The organism is Streptomyces cyaneus (assembly GCF_004028635.1).
GTDB lineage: Bacteria > Actinomycetota > Actinomycetes > Streptomycetales > Streptomycetaceae > Streptomyces > Streptomyces cyaneus.
The window spans coordinates 316752-333760 of record NZ_RQJW01000008.1 but is presented as its reverse complement, the minus strand read 5'-3'; the positions used below and the strand labels follow the sequence as shown (position 1 = coordinate 333760).

The window sequence follows — 17009 nt, the reverse complement described above, 5'->3', positions numbered from 1 at the left end:
CGGCTCCGGTGGGGTGTGCCCCCTGCTCGAGTGCGGCCGAGAGCGGACAGGCCCTAGTCGTATTGATCACGAGCGTCGTCGACGATCACGGCTCCGGCCCGGGTGAGGGCCTCCAAGGTGGCGTCGTCGTAGCCGCAGAAGCGGGAGAAGCGGGTGCCCTTGAAGCGGGTGGTGAGCATGCGGCGGGAGAGGATCTCGCCGGTGCGGAAGTCGAGGACGGTGAGTTCGCCCATCCGGGAGAGGACGACCAGACGGTCGCCGGCGGGTGGGGACCAGAGGGCGGCTGTGCCGGCGGGAACCGTGTGGCGCTGCCCGAGCCAGGCCACCGTCTCCCACTCTCCGGCCCCGGCGGTATCGGCCGGCCTCCACAGATACAGGTCCGTCTCCACAGCCATGGCCGCCATGCCCGACGCCGCGCGGTAGACGAAGCCTTTGATCCCCCTCGGCGTCCATTCCGGCACGGGCACCCCCGCCGTGTAGAACACGACGCGCAGCCCTGCGGAATCGACAGCACCGAACATACGACCACCTGCGCACAGAAGGGCGTCGTCGTGGGCCGACCACACCATCCACTCACGCAGCGACTCAGCCGCTATCTCGGCAACGGTGAGCCAGTGGGACGCGTCGTCGAGGACAAGGTGCCGGGCCTTCGACTGTCCGACCGTCAGGGCGCCCAGGCCTCCACGGCCCGAGGAGAAGTAGAACTCGGAAACGAGAAGATCAGGCTTCCGTACCGCATCGATCACCTCACCGGATTCGGGATCCAGGACTGTGAGCGTCTCTGATTCCCACTCGCCCAGGACGGTCCGCCCCCGCCAGCGCAGGGGGAAATCGCCGCGGTGCCCTGCGCTCCCGATGATCTGCCCGGATTTCGCGTCCACGAGAGACCAGTCCGAACCGTTCACGAATGCCCAGGTGTCCTCGTCCCAGAACACCGGGGCCCTCTGGGACGTGTCCCTGACCTGTTCGGTGGGAATGCGCAATGGTTCTCCGGCCACATCACCGTCCGGCCAGTGCCACAGCTCGCTCGCGGTACGCAACACCACCGCACCGGAGGAGTGAGCCAGACCTCCCTGCAGCAACAGTGAATCCACCAGCGTCGACGGCACCACACGGGCTCGTGTGAAATCGGCTCCGGACAGGTCGACGTCCGCCAGTGTCGCGCGGCCGAGCTCGGAGCCGCGCAATACGGCGCCCGCCAGGGATGCCGTCGGTACGAAAGCCAGCGGCAGGAAGCCGCCGAGGTCCACCTCCGACAAATCCGCGCCCTCCAGGCTTCCGCCGCTGGCGAGGACGAGGTTGGCGCAGTTGCCGGTGAGGGCGGTCCCGCTCGTGGGCTTGAACTGCCTCATCCTGCCGATGACGTCCAGCAGCTGCTTCTGCACATCGGGGTGCTGGCGCACCATGGCCGCCAGGAACTGGTAGACGACCTCGTTCAGGCCGAGCGAGCCGAAGTTCTGGCAGAGCGTCTCGAGGGATTCCGGTCCGAAGGTCCTCAGCGCAGGAAGCTCTCCCTCGGCAGAACGCGCGGCGAAGTAATCCGCCCATGTGTACACGGCCCCGGCCACATCCCGGGCTTTCGGCATCATCCCCAGGAAGTCCCCGCTCAGCAGCCCGAGTTCCGCCGCGAACTTGAACGCGACCAGGAATTCCACCAGGGACTTGTGGGAGGGCCCGTAGTCGCCCTCGGCGTTGCGGACCAGCATGCCCTGGCCGCGCATGTCCTGGTCCCAGTAGTCGAGTGCCTTCGCGCTCTCCACCGCCGTACCGAAGCACGCTTTCAGCCGGTCGGGGAAATCCCGGTAGTTGAGGGAGAGCCGATCGCTGGAGAGCATCTCCCAGGCGACCTCGCACAGGAAGTACACCTTGTCGGCGCGGGACGTGAAGGTGCGCCCGTCCTGGATGTCCCGGTCCATCTTCCGCTGGATCGCGTACAGATAGATGCGCGCGAGATCGATCTCCGCCCCCTGCTCGATCTCGGGCAGCGCGTCGATCACCAGCTCGGACATCACCGGACGCCGCATGAGGTCGCGGACCTCCTCGTTGTCCATGACCGTGCGCACCTTGTCCTCGGTCAGCACATGACCCAGCATGCGCTCGATCTGCTCGTCGTCGAACGGCACCAGCTCGACGATCTCGAACGTCGGTCCCTCCTCCCGTCGCACCGACGCCGACGCCTTCGCGCCGAACACCTCACGGGCCACCTGCGCGTCGGGGAAGTGCTCGGTCCGGCTGCTCAGCAGAACCTTCGCCCCGGGCTCCACCGCCTTGGCCAACTCCCAGAAGTTGGCGACGACCGTGTTGTGGTCGACCCGCGCGGCCATCTCGTCGAAGCCGTCGAAGATCAGCAGCAACCGACGCATCCGATTCAGGACTCGGAACACGTCGTAACTGCGCAGATTGATCTTGTGTTTGTTGAAGAAGAACTCCGAGAGCAGCGCCTCCACCGAGGTCTGCTTGGCGTAGTCGCGGAGCGGGATCAGCAACGGGATGCGGGGGCGCGGCACGCCCCGGCGCTTGGCGTCGCGCCATCCGCGCGCCATCTCTCCCGCGAGATGGAGGGCGAACCACGACTTGCCCATGCCGAACTCGCCGAGCAGGGAGAGGTGTTTCTTGGTCGGATCCTCCAGCCAGCCGGCCACGTAGTCGTCGAGCCCTCCTTCGCGCCAGTCGTACACGCTGGTGTCGAGATGCTGCTGAGTCGCCGGGTCGATCTCGTCCTTGCGGCAGGACAGCGGGACGTACCGGACGTCGACCCCGCGGCGGCGGACCTCCTCCTCCACCCACGCGATGTACGGCTCGAAGTCGGCTTCCAGCTCGATGAGTTCGTCGAAGGTGTAGCAGAACAGCCGGTCGTCGCCGGCCTTGGCGAACCGCCTGGCCGCCTCGCTGACCCGGGTCCGGGCGAGGCCCCAGCCCTCGGCTGCCGCCTCGTCCCGCACCAGCCGGTCGAGGAACTCCAGGTGGTGCCGCTGGAGTTCGCCCTCGACGCAGAGCATGACCGTCACGTCGAAGCGCCCAGGGCGCCGTTGCGGCACGTGGACGAGCAGGGCGACGCTGTCGTCGGCGGTCTCCCACGTGCGCTCGATCCGGTAGCCGACGGCGAGGAACCAGTCCCTGGCGTCCTCCATCAGCCGCTCGGCGGGAGACAGCGCGGCGCGCCCCGGCTCGGTCCGGGCCCGGTGGCTCTCCTCCTCGTCCCGCGTCCGGCTCACCTGCTCCAGCAGCGCGTCGACCTTCTGTTCCAGGCGGGTCTCGTGGGGTGCCCGGCTCCGGTCGACCAGGGCCTGGAACGCCGTGGCGAAGCCCTCGACGTGCGTCTCCACGAAACCGTGGTCGAGGCGCCCGAACTCACCCGTCTCCCGATTGCGCTCAACGGCCGTCAGCACCTCCTCACGCAACCGCCGCCATCCGTCGGCGCTGCCGAAGGAACGCCGGAAGGCGGCCATGACGTACTCGTCCCGGAACACGGCGAGCACGGGCGTCGGCCGGTCCGCGCAGTACTCGACGAGCGTGTACGCGTACAGGCTGTCGAAATCCTGCGGCGGCACATGCGGATCCAGGCGGAGCGTCTTCAGCGCCTGAACGACGCGCTCCTTGCGCAGCGCCGCCTCCGACGCCGGCTTGGCCACCAGCTTGCCGACGATCCCCAAAGCCGCGGTCACGATCTCGGCCACCGGCCACCCCCCGACCCTCCGCTACGGCACAAAGCGGTTGACCGACGATACCGGCTACCGGACGGTCCGGTACGTCACCTGCTCGACCCGCCGCAGGAACAACGACGCCTCCCCGTGCTCGCCCTGGTCAGGAGGGTCGGGGCGGAAACCGGAGTGACAGGTTCGGCCACGCGCACGCTGACATGGGAGAGGGCGGAAGAGACGAGGCACTAGACGAGGGAAGAGGCGAGGGAGCGTCGACGGCGCGCCCGTGGATGCCATGATCAACAGGGGTCGTACCCCGTAATCGGGTCGTACAGATTCGGTGGAGATTACGGGACCGAAACTTACTCAACCGTCAGTTTTCTGTCCGACCCTTCCCCATGTGAGCGCATTTTCCCGCGCTGACCAGTGCGTACCTGAGCACCCCTCGATTTCCGGCCCCCTCCCGTCCGAAACGCGGGTGGGGTAGCTTTCACGGCGCTGAGCGGAGCTTCAGCCGAGGCATTCGGAGCGGGGAGCGGGGTTTGCGCGAGTTCACCAACCCTCCGTTGGCGTTGGCACCGCCGGTGGGCGGCCTGGCAGACGTCGTCTTCGAGCATGCTCAGGAGGATCCGCTGTATGTCGCCCTCGGCCGCAAGGACGAGGACGGACAGTGGCGGGACGTCACCGCCGCCGAGTTCCGGGACGAGGTGCTCGCCCTGGCCAAGGGCCTGCTCGCCCGGGGCATCCGGTTCGGCGACCGGGTCGCGATCATGTCCCGTACGCGGTACGAGTGGACGCTCTTCGACTTCGCCCTGTGGACGATCGGCGCCCAGGTCGTGCCGATCTACCCCACCTCCTCGGCCGAGCAGTGTTTCTGGACGCTGTACGACGCCGAGTGCTCGGCGGCGATCGTGGAGCACGAGGACCACGCGATGACGATCGCCACCGTCATCGACCGGCTGCCCCGGCTGCACCAGCTGTGGCAGCTGGACTCGGGCGCGGTGCAGGAGCTGTACGACGCCGGTGCCCACCTCGACGACGAGGTGGTCCACCGCCACCGGCAGGCGGTCACCCCCGACTCCGTCGCGACGATCATCTACACCTCGGGCACCACGGGGCGCCCCAAGGGCTGTGTCATCTCGCACGGCAACTTCATGTACGAGGCGGACACCGTCATCGAACGCTGGGAGCCGGTGTTCCACTCCAAGAAGGGCGACGAGGCGGCGACCCTGCTGTTCCTGCCGCTCGCGCACGTCTTCGGGCGGATGGTGCAGGTCGCCGCGATCCGCGGCAAGGTCCGCTTCGGTCACCAGCCGCAGATGAACGCGGCCGCCCTGCTGCCGGACCTCGCCGCGTTCAAGCCGACGTTCTTCCTGGCCGTGCCGTACATCTTCGAGAAGGTCTTCAACGCCGCCCGCCGCAAGGCCGAGAAGGAGGGCAGGTCGGGCGCCTTCGAGAAGGCCGTCGAGGTGGCCGTGAAGTACGCGGACGCCATGGAGGCCAAGGCGTGGGGCATCGGCCCCGGCCCGTCGGCCGGTCTGCGCATGCAGCACCAGCTCTTCGACAAGCTCGTCTACTCCAAGATGCGGGCGGCGATGGGCGGCCGCATCCGGCAGGCGATGACCGGTGGTTCGGGGATGGACCGCCGGCTGGGTCTGTTCTTCGCGGGCGCCGGCGTCCATGTCTACGAGGGGTACGGCCTCACCGAGTCCACGGCGGCCGCGACCGCCAACCCGCCGTATCGCACCCGCTACGGCACCGTCGGCCAGCCCATCCCGGGCACGACCGTGCACATCGCGGACGACGGCGAGATCTGGCTGCACGGCGCCAACGTCTTCCAGGGCTACCTCAACAACCAGAAGGCCACCGACGCGGCCCTGCACGACGGCTGGCTCGCCACCGGCGACCTCGGCTCCCTCGACGAGGACGGCTACCTGACCATCACCGGCCGTAAGAAGGAGATCCTGGTCACGTCCGGCGGCAAGAGCGTCTCGCCGGGCGTGCTGGAGGAGCGCGTCCGGGACCATCCCCTGGTCGCCCAGTGCATCGTCGTGGGCAATGACCGCCCGTACATCGCGGCTCTGGTCACCCTCGACCAGGAGGCCGTCGAGCACTGGCTGATGATGCGCGACAAGCCCCAGATGACCCCGGCCCAGCTGGTTCGCGATGCCGACCTGGAGACCGAGGTGCGGCGCGCGGTCGTCGCCGCCAACACTCTCGTCTCCCAGGCCGAGTCGATCCGCACCTTCCGTATCCTCGCGCAGCCCTTCACCGAGGAGCACGGACTGCTCACGCCGTCGCTGAAGCTGAAGCGCAAGGCGATCGAGAACGCGTATGCCAACGAGGTCGAGGCGCTGTACCGGGCCTGAGCCGGCCCAGGGGTCGCCGACCGCAGAGCCGACGCGGTTTCGATCGGATTTCGCCGTCAGGAATGCATCACGCCACGTGATCGTTGACGATATGAGTACCACCTGACGACAACCGTAAGGATCAAGAGCTCGTGAGCAGCAAGGTCCCCCCGATCACCCTCAACAACGGCGTCGAGATGCCCCAGCTGGGCTTCGGCGTCTGGCAGGTGCCGGACGACGACGCGCAGCAGGCGGTCAGCACGGCGCTGGAGGCCGGGTACCGCAGCATCGACACAGCGGCGATCTACGGCAACGAGGAGGGCACCGGCAAGGCCATCACCGCCGCCGGCATCCCCCGCGAGGACATCTTCGTCACCACCAAGCTCTGGAACGGCGACCAGGGATACGACTCCACGCTGCGCGCCTTCGACGTGTCACTGGGGAAGCTGGGCCTGGACTACGTCGATCTGTACCTCATCCACTGGCCACTGCCGGCCCGCGACACCTACGTCGACACCTACAAGGCCTTCGAGAAGCTCCACGCCGACGGCCGCATCCGCGCGATCGGTGTGTCCAACTTCCTTCCGGAGCATCTGGAGCGGCTGATCGGCGAGACGTCGGTCGTCCCGGCGGTCAACCAGATCGAGCTGCACCCGCACCTGCAGCAGCACGCCTCCCGCGAGTACCACGCCGCGCAGGGCATCGCCACCGAGGCCTGGTCGCCGCTCGGCCAGGGCAAGGGGCTGCTGGAGGTCCCGGCGATCGTCGCCATCGCGCAGAAGCACGGCCGTACCCCGGCCCAGATCGTGCTGCGCTGGCACCTCCAGCTGGGCAATGTGGTGATCCCGAAGTCCGTGACCCCGTCGCGGATCAAGGAGAACATCGAGGTCTTCGACTTCAGCCTGGACGCCGAGGACCTCGCGGCGATCAGCGCGCTGAACGAGGACCGGCGGATCGGCCCGGACCCGGCGACGTTCGACGTGGCCTGACGCCCGCTTCGGTACGACCGTCCGCCCGCCGCTCAGCTGCCTGAGCGGCGGGCGGACGCGTACGGGGCGCCTCAGTCACCGCGCACGTCGGTGAAGACGACCTCGAACTCCTCCAGCCCGGTGACGGTCACATGCGCCTTGGCCGCGCCCTCATGCCGGGCGGCCGCCTGGCCCGCGCGGGACGCCGCCAGGGAGGCCTGGTCGACGAAGACCGCTCCGACCATCCCGCGCCCCCGTTCCCGGTCGACCATCAGCGACGCCCTGGCCAGCCCCGGGAGGGTGTCCAGCTTGGGCACCACCGTCGCCCGGAACGTGTCGGCGAGCAGGTCCGTGTCCATGGGGTCGAACTCCAGCCTGGTCAGCCGCAGTCCGCCGCCCGCTTGCGGCTGCCGGACCTGGTGGAAGACCAACGCCTCGTAGTTGAAGACCGCCAGTGTTCCCGCGAACGGCTCCAGCATGGCCGCCCGCCGCTCGCGCAACACCTCGTCGCTGTTGCGCCGGTCCTGCTCCGACTCCCACCAGCTCGCCGCGAGCAGTTTCCCGAGCGCCCGGTCCACGAAGACACTTGCTCCGCGGTACCCCGGACGGTCTTCCAACAGGTCCCGCCCCTCGGTGTTCAAGGCCCTGATGGCCGCGTCGATCTTCGTGGGATCGCCGGTCGTGTAGATGGCGCGTACGAACATGACACCTCCCGGAAATCCGGGCCCACATCCGAAATCTTCGGCATGTCCAGTCTTCTACCGGGGGCATGACCCCGCAATCAGCGCAGGTAAGGAAACTTTCCTAATAGATAGGCCCTCGCATTGCCAGGCCGGCGACGCCGTCTTTCGTCGGCGTCAGTTGGGCTGTCCGAGCGGCCGTACGACGACGGTGTTGATGTCGACGCCGTCGGGCTGCCGGATGGCCCACACCACCGAGTCGGCGATCTGGTCGGCGGTCAGCAGGTGCCCCGGCGGCAGGCTGCCGTAGCTGTCCCAGAACGGTGTCTCGACGCGGCCGGGCGCGATGTGGGTCACGCCGACGCCCCAGTCGGTCACCTGCCGCCGGGTGTTCTCGGCGAGCCCGGTCACCGCCCATTTCGTCGCCCCGTAGATGTTGCCCGGCCCGGGCACGAACCCGGCGACGCTGCCGACGAGGACGATCCGGCCGCGGGTCTCCTTGAGGGCGTCGATGGAGGCGCGGATCAGCAGGGCCGGGCCGAGGACGTTGGTCAGCACCATCTCGGTCCAGCCGGACGGGTCGCCCTCGGCGACCGAGTCGTGGGTGGCGAAACCGGCGTTGGCGACGACGGTGTCGAGTCGGCCGAAGGCCTTCAGCGTCTTGTCGACGGCCGCCTGTACGTCGCCGTACTCGGCGGCGTTCCCGGCGATCGTCAACAGACCGTCCGGCTCCCCGAGTTCCGCGGCGAAGGCCCGCAGCCGCTCCTCGCCGCGGCCGGTGACGGTGACCCGGTGTCCGGCGGCCAGCAGCTGTCGCGCGACCGCGGCGCCGATGCCGCTGCCGCCGCCGGTGATGAGGGCGACCGGAGAGTCGGTCGCGGTCGATCCGGTCAAGGTTGAGCCGGTCATGGTCGATCCGGTCATGATGATCCCCCTGTGTTTCGTTCGGACGACGGGGATTCCATCACTTGGAGAGTTCTCGAAGTCAAGGTCACTTCGTCCGTACCGCCGTGTACACCGTCTGCGCCGCCAGGACGAACACATCCGGCCGGTGGTACACGCTCGCCTTGTCGTCCGGGTCGAGGAGCCGGTCGAGGGTCGCGCGGTCATCGGCGTCGAGGTGGTCTCCGAAGCCCTCGCGGATACGGGTCAGAGAGGCGACGACGTAGGCGCGGGCCCGGTCCGTGGTCGGGGCGGGCAGGTCGAGGAGGAAGGTGCGGGTGCCGGTGGGCCTGAGGCCTGCGGAGCTGAGCAGCGCCGGCCAGTCCTCGGTCTCGGCGACGGAGCCGGGCAGATCCGCGCGCATCGCGGCGAACCGCTCCTCCTCCAGCGCGTCGAGGCGCGCCTGCAGTCCGGGCCGCCCGAAGCCGAGGTCGCGCGGCAGGAACCGGGCCGGCAGGCCGCCCTCCTGGAGGGCCAGGGTGCCGCCGGGCGTGAGGCGGGCGGCGAACGCGGCGAGGGCGGCACGCTGGTCGCCGAGGTGGTGCAGACTGCGGCTGACCCAGAGCAGATCGGCCGGGTAGTCCAAGTCGTCGAGTGCGTCCGGGAGTTCACCGGCGACGGTGCCGAAGCGGTCGGCGACGCCCAGTCGCTCGGCCCGCGCCCTTGCCCGGTCGAGGAGCGGTGCGGAACCGTCGACGGCGACGATCCGCGCGCCGGGGAAGGTGTCGGCGAGCAGACAGGCGATGACGCCGGGTCCGCTGCCCACGTCCACGATCAGCCCGGGCTCGGTCTGCCGCTTGGCCAGCCAGGCCATGGCGTGCTCGTACAGGGGCGTGAACAGCTCCGCCTGTGCCTCCAGCTGCGGGGCCACCTCGTTCCAGTCGATGTCGGTGTGGTCGTGGTGACGGTGCTGGTGACCGGCCTGGTGGTCTCCGTGGTGGTGGTGCGCCATGCTCGTCAGCCTCTCCTTCGGATGGGGCCAGCGTGCGCCGACGCACCGGCGCGGGGCCACCGTCGTTGCCGTAACGGCAAAACGGCGGCAAGGAAAACGGGATGCGGCCCGCATGTCCGATCGCCCACGATGGCCCGATGGACGACGAGATGGTGAAGCGGTTCCTCGATGACGGGTTCGTGAAGATCGAGGGCGCCTTTCCGCCGCGCGTCGCCGAGCACTGCGCGCGGCTGCTGTGGCGCGAGACGGGGTACGACCCGCAGGACCCGGGCACCTGGAAGGACCCCGTGCACTGGGTGTACGACATGGCGCAGGGCCCCTTCGCGGCGGCCGTCAACACGCCCGTCCTGCACGAGGCCTTCGATGTGCTGGTGGGTGAGGACCGCTGGCAGTCACGCTATTCGCTGGGCAGTTTCCCGCTGCGGTTCCCGCACGAGGAGGAACCGAACGACGCGGGCTGGCACATCGAGGGCAGTTACGTGCCCGAAGGCGCCGAGCACCCGCACACGAACGTGCACTCCAAGGACCGTGCGCTGCTGATGCTGTTCCTGTTCAGCGAGGTCACCGAGGACGACGCCCCGACCCGGATCCGGGTCGGCTCGCATCTCGACGTACCGCCGGTCCTGGAGCCGTACGGCGAAGCGGGCGCCTCCTTCCTGGAGCTCGGCCCGAAGGTCGCCGAGGCCTCCGCGCACCGCCCGCTCGCCCACGCCACCGGTCGCCCCGGCGACGTCTACCTCTGCCATCCGTTCCTGGTCCACGCCGCCCAGCCCCACCACGGCACCCGGCCACGCTTCATGGCCCAGCCGCCCCTGCTCACGGCGGTGCCTCATGAGCTGGAGCGGCCCGACGGCAACTACTCGGCGGTGGAATTCGCAATCCGCCGGGGCCTGGCCCAAGAGATCTGACCAGACCCCGGCGACTACCGCGCCCCCCAAGGGGCGCGGGGCTGCATCTATTTGCGGCTCCGCCGCGCGGGCGCGACCAGCCACAACGGACCGGCAGCCGCCGCCACACCGCTACGACAACGGCGGGTACGCGTTCTGCATCAGCTGCTGGAACTGCGCCGAGAACCAGTGGCCGGACAGCGGGGCGTTCGCCAGGGCGCCGGACATGTTGTTGTTGTTGCGCGGGTTGCCGGTGTACGTCGGGTCGCACATCCGGTCGAAGCCTTTGCCCTCGTCGTTCGGGATCTCGCTGCTGGCGCCGTCGGACTCACCCGGGGGCTTGATCCACACGTAGGCGTCGATCCCGGCCGCCGGGGAGGCCTGCGGGCGCTCGCCGAGACCGGCTCCGGACTGGTTGCACCAGTTGCCGGTGTTGATGCGCCGGTCGATGCGACCGCCGTTGACGTAGGTGTCCACGTCCGTCATGGCGCCCGGACCGGTCGGCCGGGCGCTGCCGCCCCAGCCGTTGCGGGAGGTGTCGATCAGCATGCCGACGCCCGAGGGGAAGCCCTGGTTCACGGCCTCCGCCCGGAAGGCCTGGGCGTAGGAGAGCTCGTCGACGTAACGGTTCCAGTCCACCCACTTCGACTCGCGCACGGACTTGCCGTTCACGGAGTCGCTGATGGTGAAGTACTGCTCCTTCAGCGCGCTGTAGTTGGCGGTGTTGGTGATGAAACCGGCCACGTCGTTGACGGTGGCGCCTTCGGCCGTCGCGGCCTGCTTGATCAACTGGACGCTCGCCGAGAAGTTGTCGTCCCAGCCGAGCCAGCCGTGGTGCCCGGCGTCCACGTAGTTGTAGACGTTGGCGATGTCACCGAGCTTGTTCAGCGCGTAGCCGACACCCTTGATGTAGTTGCCGTTGGCCTTCATCGTGTCGCAGTTCGGGGTGGCCGTGACCCGCGGCGAGACGTTGGTGACGAGGTTCGGCAGCGAGTCGAGTTCGACCGTGTTGACGATCCGCAGCGAGGCATACTTGGGATCGGCGAGGATCGCGGCGATCGGGTCGATGTACTGCGTCTTGTACTTGTCGATCTCCGTCGGCCCGAGCTCACCGTTGGAGGCGAGCGCGGCGCAGTCGCGGCCCGGCAGGTTGTAGATCACCAGCTGGACGACGAGCTCGCCGCTGCCCTTCTGCTTCAGGGCCTCGTCGAGGTGGGCGCGCAGGCCCATCTTGCCGCCGGCGCCGTTGATCGCGGCGATCCGGTCCAGCCACACGCCGGTGGGCTGGTTGGCGATGCGACTGCCGCCCGGCTCGGCGGCGGCGTTGGCGGACCACTCCGGGTTCACGTACACCTTGGCGCCGGAGTACGGGTTGTCGGCCTTCGGCCCGGTGGGGCCGGGGTCGGGGTCGGGCGGGTCCGTGGGTCCGCCGCCGCCGTCGACGTTGCAGGTCACGCCGTCGAGGGTGAAGGTGGCCGGGATCGCGTTGGTGCCGCTGTAGGTGCCCTGGAAGCCGAAGCTGACCGAACCGCCGGTCGCCAGCGTGCCGTTGTAGGTCTCGTTGGCGGCGGTGACGGCGGCGCCACTCTGGCTGATCTTGGCGTTCCAGCCGTTGGTGATCTTCTGGTTTCCGGCGTACGACCACTTCACCGACCAGTTCGACTTGGCGGCCCCCTGGTTGGTGACCGTCACGGCGGCGGTGAAGCCGGTGTCCCACTGGTTCTGCACCTTGTAGTCGACGGTGCACGGGACGGCTGCCGTGCCGACGTCCGCGGGGACGGTCGCGGCGAGCGCGGTCCCCGAGGCACCGGCGACCAGCGCCAGGGCGGCGAGCATCGCAGTTCTGGTACGACTCATGAGTGCGGGTTTCCTTCTCCGTGAGGGGAGTTATCCGTCAAGGGCGCGCAGGTGATCACGCAGCCCGATGCCGTACGACGTGGGGGTCCCGTCGTAGGCGGTGATCAGCGCCGGACCGGAGTTGCAGTTCCAGGTGTTCCAGGTCCAGCCCAGGTAGGACAGATCACGGTCGTCGAACCACTTCATGACCTGGTCGACGAAGGAGTGCGCGCAGGTGTTCTCCCCGATCTCCCCCGCCACCAGCGGCACTTGGGCCGCGACGGGGGCCAGCGTGGAGTTCCAGCAGCTCTCGTTCGCGCAGGTGTTGAAGTTGTAGACGTGCCACGCCGCGGCGAGATTGCCCGCCGGGTCGATGGGCTTGTACGTCAGCCACTGGCTGAGGTCGTTCGAGTACGCGATCCCGCCGAGCAGGATCAGGTTGTCGGCGCCGGTGCCCCGTACCGCGTCGACGAGGTCCTGCATGCCGGCGACCTCGTACCCGATGCCGGGACAGGTGCCGCCGTCCCGCCAGCACTGCCACGCCTGGGTGGTCGTGGAGGTCGCGCGGTCCGGGTAGGGCTCGTTGAACAGGTCGAACACAACCGTCGGGTCGTCCTTGAAGGTGCTCGCGACCGACGTCCAGAACGCGGGTGTGTACTGCATGTCGGGCATCGGCTTCTGGCAGCCGGCGTGCACGTCGGAGCAGCCCGCCGAGTTGCCGGTGTACTGGCCCCAGGTCCAGTGGAGTTCGAGCATCGGCGTCATGCCGTGCGCCTTCACCCTGGCCACCAGATCCTTGACGGCGCCTATGTAGTTCGCGCCGCCGTACTCGGGCTTGATGTTGGACAGGCCGAGCCAGCACTCCTCGTTCAGCGGAATGCGGACGGTGTTGGCGTTCCAGTCGGCGATCGCCTTGATGGCGGCGTCGTCGACGGGGCCGTCCCAGATGCCGTAACCCTGGACGCACATGAACTCGCCGCCGGAACGATTGACGCCGAGCAGGCGACGGGTGGTGCCGTCGGCGTCCACGAGCTTGTTCCCGGAGACGTGCAGGGCCGGCACCGTGCCGTCACCGGGGCCCGGCGGATCGGTCGGATCGGTCGGATCCGTGGGGTCCGTGGGGTCCGTCGGGTCGGTCGGCGACGGTTCGGCGTCGACATTGCAGGTGGTGCCGTTGAGCTTGAACGCCTTCGGTACGGCATTGCTCCCCGACCAGGACGCGATGAACCCGGCACTGACACGCGCGCCGGTGCCGAGCGCGCCGTTCCAGCTCTCGTTGGTCGCGGTCACCGTCGTACCTGACTGGGACCACTTGGCGTTCCAGCCCTGGGTGACCTTCTGGCTGCCCGCGAAGTCGAAGCTCAGGCTCCAACTGCTCACAGCGGCGGTGTTGTTGGTGATCTCCACGGCACCTTGGAAGCCGCTGTCCCACTGGCTGGTGACGGAGTACTGCACCGTGCACGCGGGGGTGGCTCCCTGCGCCGTGACCACCGGCACCGTCACGGCCGCGATGAGGGCGACCGCACCGGCGACGGCTAAAAGTACTGAACGCGGGAGGTGTCGCATGAGCGACTCCTTGCAGATCAGGCGCGCCGTGACGGCCGCGTCGACTGATGGAATCGCTCCCACTGGTGTCAATGAAGCTAGCGCCAAGTGACGGTAAAGGACAGAGGAGTTACTGACTTTCCCTCAACTGAACTCATCGAATCTTTTCGACTCTTCAAGCACCTTGACCCTTTGCACCCCCATCCTCACTATGGGAGCGCTCCCACTGGTTCAAGCCTTGACTTCTCCGAGCCGCAAGGAGGAACCAGCACGTGCATCCCCCACGCAGACGCAGAGCCGTACGGCGGTTGTGGACGGCCGTCGCAGCGGCCCTGGCGCTTCCCTTGACCATGCTGAGCACGGGTTCGACACCCGCTCAGGCAGCGGCAGTTCAGTGCAGTGTCGACTACAAGACCAATGACTGGGGCTCCGGCTTCACCGCGGATCTGACGATCACCAACCGCGGTACGGATGTCATCGACGGCTGGACCCTGACGTACGGCTACGCGGGCAACCAGAAGCTCAGCAACGGCTGGAACGGCACCTGGTCCCAGTCCGGCCAGTCGATCACGGTGAAGGACGCCGGCTACAACGGCCGGATCGCCGCCGGAGCCGCGGTCACCACCGGCGCGCAGTTCACGTACAGCGGCAGCAACGCCGCCCCGGCGAACTTCGCGATCAACGGCACCAGCTGCACCGGCGCCCACCAACCCCCCATCACCGTGCTGACCAGCCCGGCGGCGGGCGCCGTCTACTCGCAGGGCGACGCCGTCCCGCTCGCGGCCACCGCCGCGGCCGCGGACAACGCGACGATCAGCAAGGTGGAGTTCTACGACAACACCACGCTGCTGGGCACGGACACGACGGCGCCGTACTCGCTCTCGGCCTCAAGCTTGACCGTGGGCAGTCATTCGCTCCTCGCGAAGGCGTACGACAGCCTGGGCGCGTCCGCGGAGTCCACGCCGGTCGGCATCACGGTCGCCTCGGGTCCCGCCGTGGTGGCCTCGCAGACCCAACTCCCGGTCCAGCAGGGCAAGACGGCCTCGTACGACATCAAGCTGTCGACGCAGCCGTCGGCCAACGTCACCGTCACCACCGCACGCGCGAGCGGCAACTCGGGCCTGTCGGTGACCGGCGGCGCCTCGCTCACCTTCACGCCCTCGAACTGGAACACGGCCCAGAAGGTGACCATCACCGCCGACTCCTCCGGCACCGGCGCGGCGACCTTCGAGTCGACCGCCACCGGGCATGCGAAGGCGTCGGTCACGGCGACCCAGATCGCGGCGACGAAGGCGTACGACGCCCGCTTCCTGGAGCTGTACGGCAAGATCACCAACCCGGCGAACGGCTACTTCTCACCCGAGGGCATTCCCTACCACTCGGTGGAGACGCTGATCGTCGAGGCGCCGGACCACGGTCACGAGACCACGTCGGAGGCCTACAGCTACCTTCTCTGGCTACAGGCCATGTACGGCAAGGTCACGGGCGACTGGGCCAAGTTCAACGGCGCCTGGGAGATCATGGAGAAGTACATGATCCCGACCCACGCCGACCAGCCGACGAACTCCTTCTACAACGCCTCGAAGCCGGCGACCTACGCGCCCGAGCTGGACACCCCGAACGAGTACCCGGCGAAGCTCGACTCGTCGGTCTCGGTCGGCTCGGACCCGATCGCAGGTGAGCTGAAGAGCGCGTACGGCACGGACGACGTCTACGGCATGCACTGGCTGCAGGACGTCGACAACGTCTACGGCTACGGCAACTCGCCGGGCAAGTGCGAGGCGGGGCCGACGGACACCGGGCCGTCGTACATCAACACCTTCCAGCGCGGCGCGCAGGAGTCGGTGTGGGAGACGGTGCCGCAGCCGACCTGCGACGCCTTCAAGTACGGCGGGAAGAACGGGTACCTGGACCTCTTCACCGGTGACGCCTCCTACGCCAAGCAGTGGAAGTTCACCAACGCCCCGGACGCCGACGCCCGTGCGGTGCAGGCCGCGTACTGGGCCGACAAGTGGGCCGACGAGCAGGGCAAGGGCGGCGACATCTCCGCGACCGTGGCCAAGGCCGCGAAGATGGGCGACTACCTGCGTTACGCGATGTACGACAAGTACTTCAAGAAGGTCGGCAATTGCGTCGGGGCCTCCTCCTGCCCGGCGGGCACCGGCAAGGACGCCTCGTTCTACCTGCTGTCCTGGTACTACGCGTGGGGCGGTGCCACCGACACCTCGGCGGGCTGGGCCTGGCGCATCGGCTCCAGCCATGCGCACGGCGGCTACCAGAACCCGATGGCCGCGTACGCCCTGTCCAACTACGCCGATCTGAAGCCCAAGTCGGCGACGGGACAGGCGGACTGGGCCAAGTCGCTGGAGCGGCAGGTCGAGTTCTACCGCTGGCTGCAGTCCAGCGAGGGCGCGATCGCGGGCGGTGCGACCAACAGCTGGGCGGGCCGGTACGCGACGCCGCCGGCCGGGAAGTCCACCTTCTACGGCATGTACTACGACCAGCAGCCCGTCTACCACGACCCGCCGTCCAACCAGTGGTTCGGCTTCCAGGCGTGGTCGATGGAGCGGGTGGCCGAGTACTACCAGCAGACGGGGAACGCGGCCGCGAAGGCTGTCCTCGACAAGTGGGTCGACTGGGCGCTGTCCGAGACGACCGTCAACCCGGACGGTACGTACCGGATCCCGTCCACGCTCCAGTGGTCGGGGCAGCCCGACACCTGGAACGCGTCAAGTCCGGGCGCGAACAACGGGCTTCACGTCACCGTCGCCGACTACACCAACGACGTCGGTGTGGCGGCCGCGTACGCCAAGACCCTGACGTACTACGCCGACCGCTCCGGTGACACGGCGGCCGCGACGACGGCGAAGGCCTTGCTGGACGGCATGTGGGACAACTACCAGGACGACCTCGGTATCGCCGTCCCGGAGACCCGCGCCGACTACAACCGCTTCGACGACGGGATCTACGTCCCGAGCGGCTGGACCGGCACCATGCCGAACGGCGACGCGATCAACTCGTCGTCGACCTTCGACTCGATCCGCTCGTTCTATGAGGACGACCCGGCCTGGTCGAAGATCGAGGCGTATCTCGCGGGTGGTGCGGCGCCGTCGTTCACGTATCACCGGTTCTGGGCCCAGGCGGACATCGCGCTCGCCATGGGCTCGTACGCGGAGCTCCTCGAATAACCAGCCCCCGCTAGGGAGCTCC

10 protein-coding genes are annotated in these 17009 nt (G+C 68.5%); 4 read left to right on the top strand and 6 right to left on the bottom strand.

Features of this window, described 5'->3' with window-relative positions; genetic code table 11:
- Positions 1–53 precede the first annotated feature (53 nt).
- Positions 54–3677, bottom strand: coding sequence for an NACHT domain-containing protein (locus EHO50_RS29790; protein WP_128434298.1), 3624 nt, complete (start codon positions 3675–3677; stop codon positions 54–56).
- A gap of 506 nt (positions 3678–4183) precedes the next feature.
- Between EHO50_RS29790 and EHO50_RS29785 the strand changes: the two genes are divergently transcribed.
- Positions 4184–6010 carry an AMP-dependent synthetase/ligase gene (locus tag EHO50_RS29785; protein WP_128434297.1) on the top strand — a complete coding sequence of 609 codons (1827 nt, stop codon included), beginning with the start codon at positions 4184–4186 and terminating at the stop codon, positions 6008–6010.
- Positions 6011–6141: 131 nt separating this feature from the next.
- Complete coding sequence (locus EHO50_RS29780; RefSeq protein ID WP_128434296.1) at positions 6142–6978, top strand: aldo/keto reductase; 837 nt, start codon at positions 6142–6144, stop codon at positions 6976–6978.
- Positions 6979–7049: 71 nt separating this feature from the next.
- Here the strand turns inward: EHO50_RS29780 and EHO50_RS29775 are convergent, their stop codons facing one another.
- The 3 genes from EHO50_RS29775 to EHO50_RS29765 form a co-directional block, all read right to left on the bottom strand.
- Entirely contained in the window at positions 7050–7661 is a 612-nt protein-coding gene (locus tag EHO50_RS29775; RefSeq protein WP_128434295.1) for a hypothetical protein, read from the bottom strand.
- A 153-nt stretch (positions 7662–7814) separates the two neighbouring features.
- Positions 7815–8561 carry an SDR family oxidoreductase gene (locus tag EHO50_RS29770; RefSeq protein WP_246101553.1) on the bottom strand — a complete coding sequence of 249 codons (747 nt, stop codon included), beginning with the start codon at positions 8559–8561 and terminating at the stop codon, positions 7815–7817.
- Positions 8562–8628: 67 nt separating this feature from the next.
- Positions 8629–9531 (bottom strand): class I SAM-dependent methyltransferase, encoded by a 903-nt coding sequence (locus EHO50_RS29765; protein WP_128434294.1) that lies wholly within the window; start codon positions 9529–9531, stop codon positions 8629–8631.
- A 137-nt stretch (positions 9532–9668) separates the two neighbouring features.
- Between EHO50_RS29765 and EHO50_RS29760 the strand changes: the two genes are divergently transcribed.
- A complete protein-coding gene (locus EHO50_RS29760) occupies positions 9669–10439 on the top strand; it encodes a phytanoyl-CoA dioxygenase family protein (RefSeq protein WP_246101551.1) in 771 nt (256 codons plus the stop codon).
- A 111-nt stretch (positions 10440–10550) separates the two neighbouring features.
- Here EHO50_RS29760 and EHO50_RS29755 read toward each other — a convergent pair whose 3' ends face one another.
- Together EHO50_RS29755 and EHO50_RS29750 are read right to left on the bottom strand one after the other, a co-directional pair.
- Positions 10551–12275 (bottom strand): glycoside hydrolase family 6 protein, encoded by a 1725-nt coding sequence (locus EHO50_RS29755; protein WP_128434292.1) that lies wholly within the window; start codon positions 12273–12275, stop codon positions 10551–10553.
- A 30-nt stretch (positions 12276–12305) separates the two neighbouring features.
- Complete coding sequence (locus EHO50_RS29750) at positions 12306–13820, bottom strand: cellulase family glycosylhydrolase (RefSeq protein ID WP_181449715.1); 1515 nt, start codon at positions 13818–13820, stop codon at positions 12306–12308.
- A 251-nt stretch (positions 13821–14071) separates the two neighbouring features.
- Here EHO50_RS29750 and EHO50_RS29745 point away from each other — a divergent pair, with 251 nt between their 5' ends.
- Entirely contained in the window at positions 14072–16987 is a 2916-nt protein-coding gene (locus EHO50_RS29745; protein WP_128434291.1) for a glycoside hydrolase family 48 protein, read from the top strand.
- Positions 16988–17009 lie beyond the last annotated feature (22 nt).

What these genes read in the sequence shown, in the direction of transcription:
- EHO50_RS29775 (WP_128434295.1), bottom strand. Translation starts at nt 7,661, where the DNA reads ATGTTCGTACGCGCCATCTACACGACCGGCGATCCCACGAAGATCGAC.
- EHO50_RS29770 (WP_246101553.1), bottom strand. Translation starts at nt 8,561, where the DNA reads ATGACCGGATCGACCATGACCGGCTCAACCTTGACCGGATCGACCGCG.
- EHO50_RS29765 (WP_128434294.1), bottom strand. Translation starts at nt 9,531, where the DNA reads ATGGCGCACCACCACCACGGAGACCACCAGGCCGGTCACCAGCACCGT.
- EHO50_RS29760 (WP_246101551.1), top strand. Translation starts at nt 9,669, where the DNA reads ATGGACGACGAGATGGTGAAGCGGTTCCTCGATGACGGGTTCGTGAAG.
- EHO50_RS29755 (WP_128434292.1), bottom strand. Translation starts at nt 12,275, where the DNA reads ATGAGTCGTACCAGAACTGCGATGCTCGCCGCCCTGGCGCTGGTCGCC.
- EHO50_RS29750 (WP_181449715.1), bottom strand. Translation starts at nt 13,820, where the DNA reads ATGCGACACCTCCCGCGTTCAGTACTTTTAGCCGTCGCCGGTGCGGTC.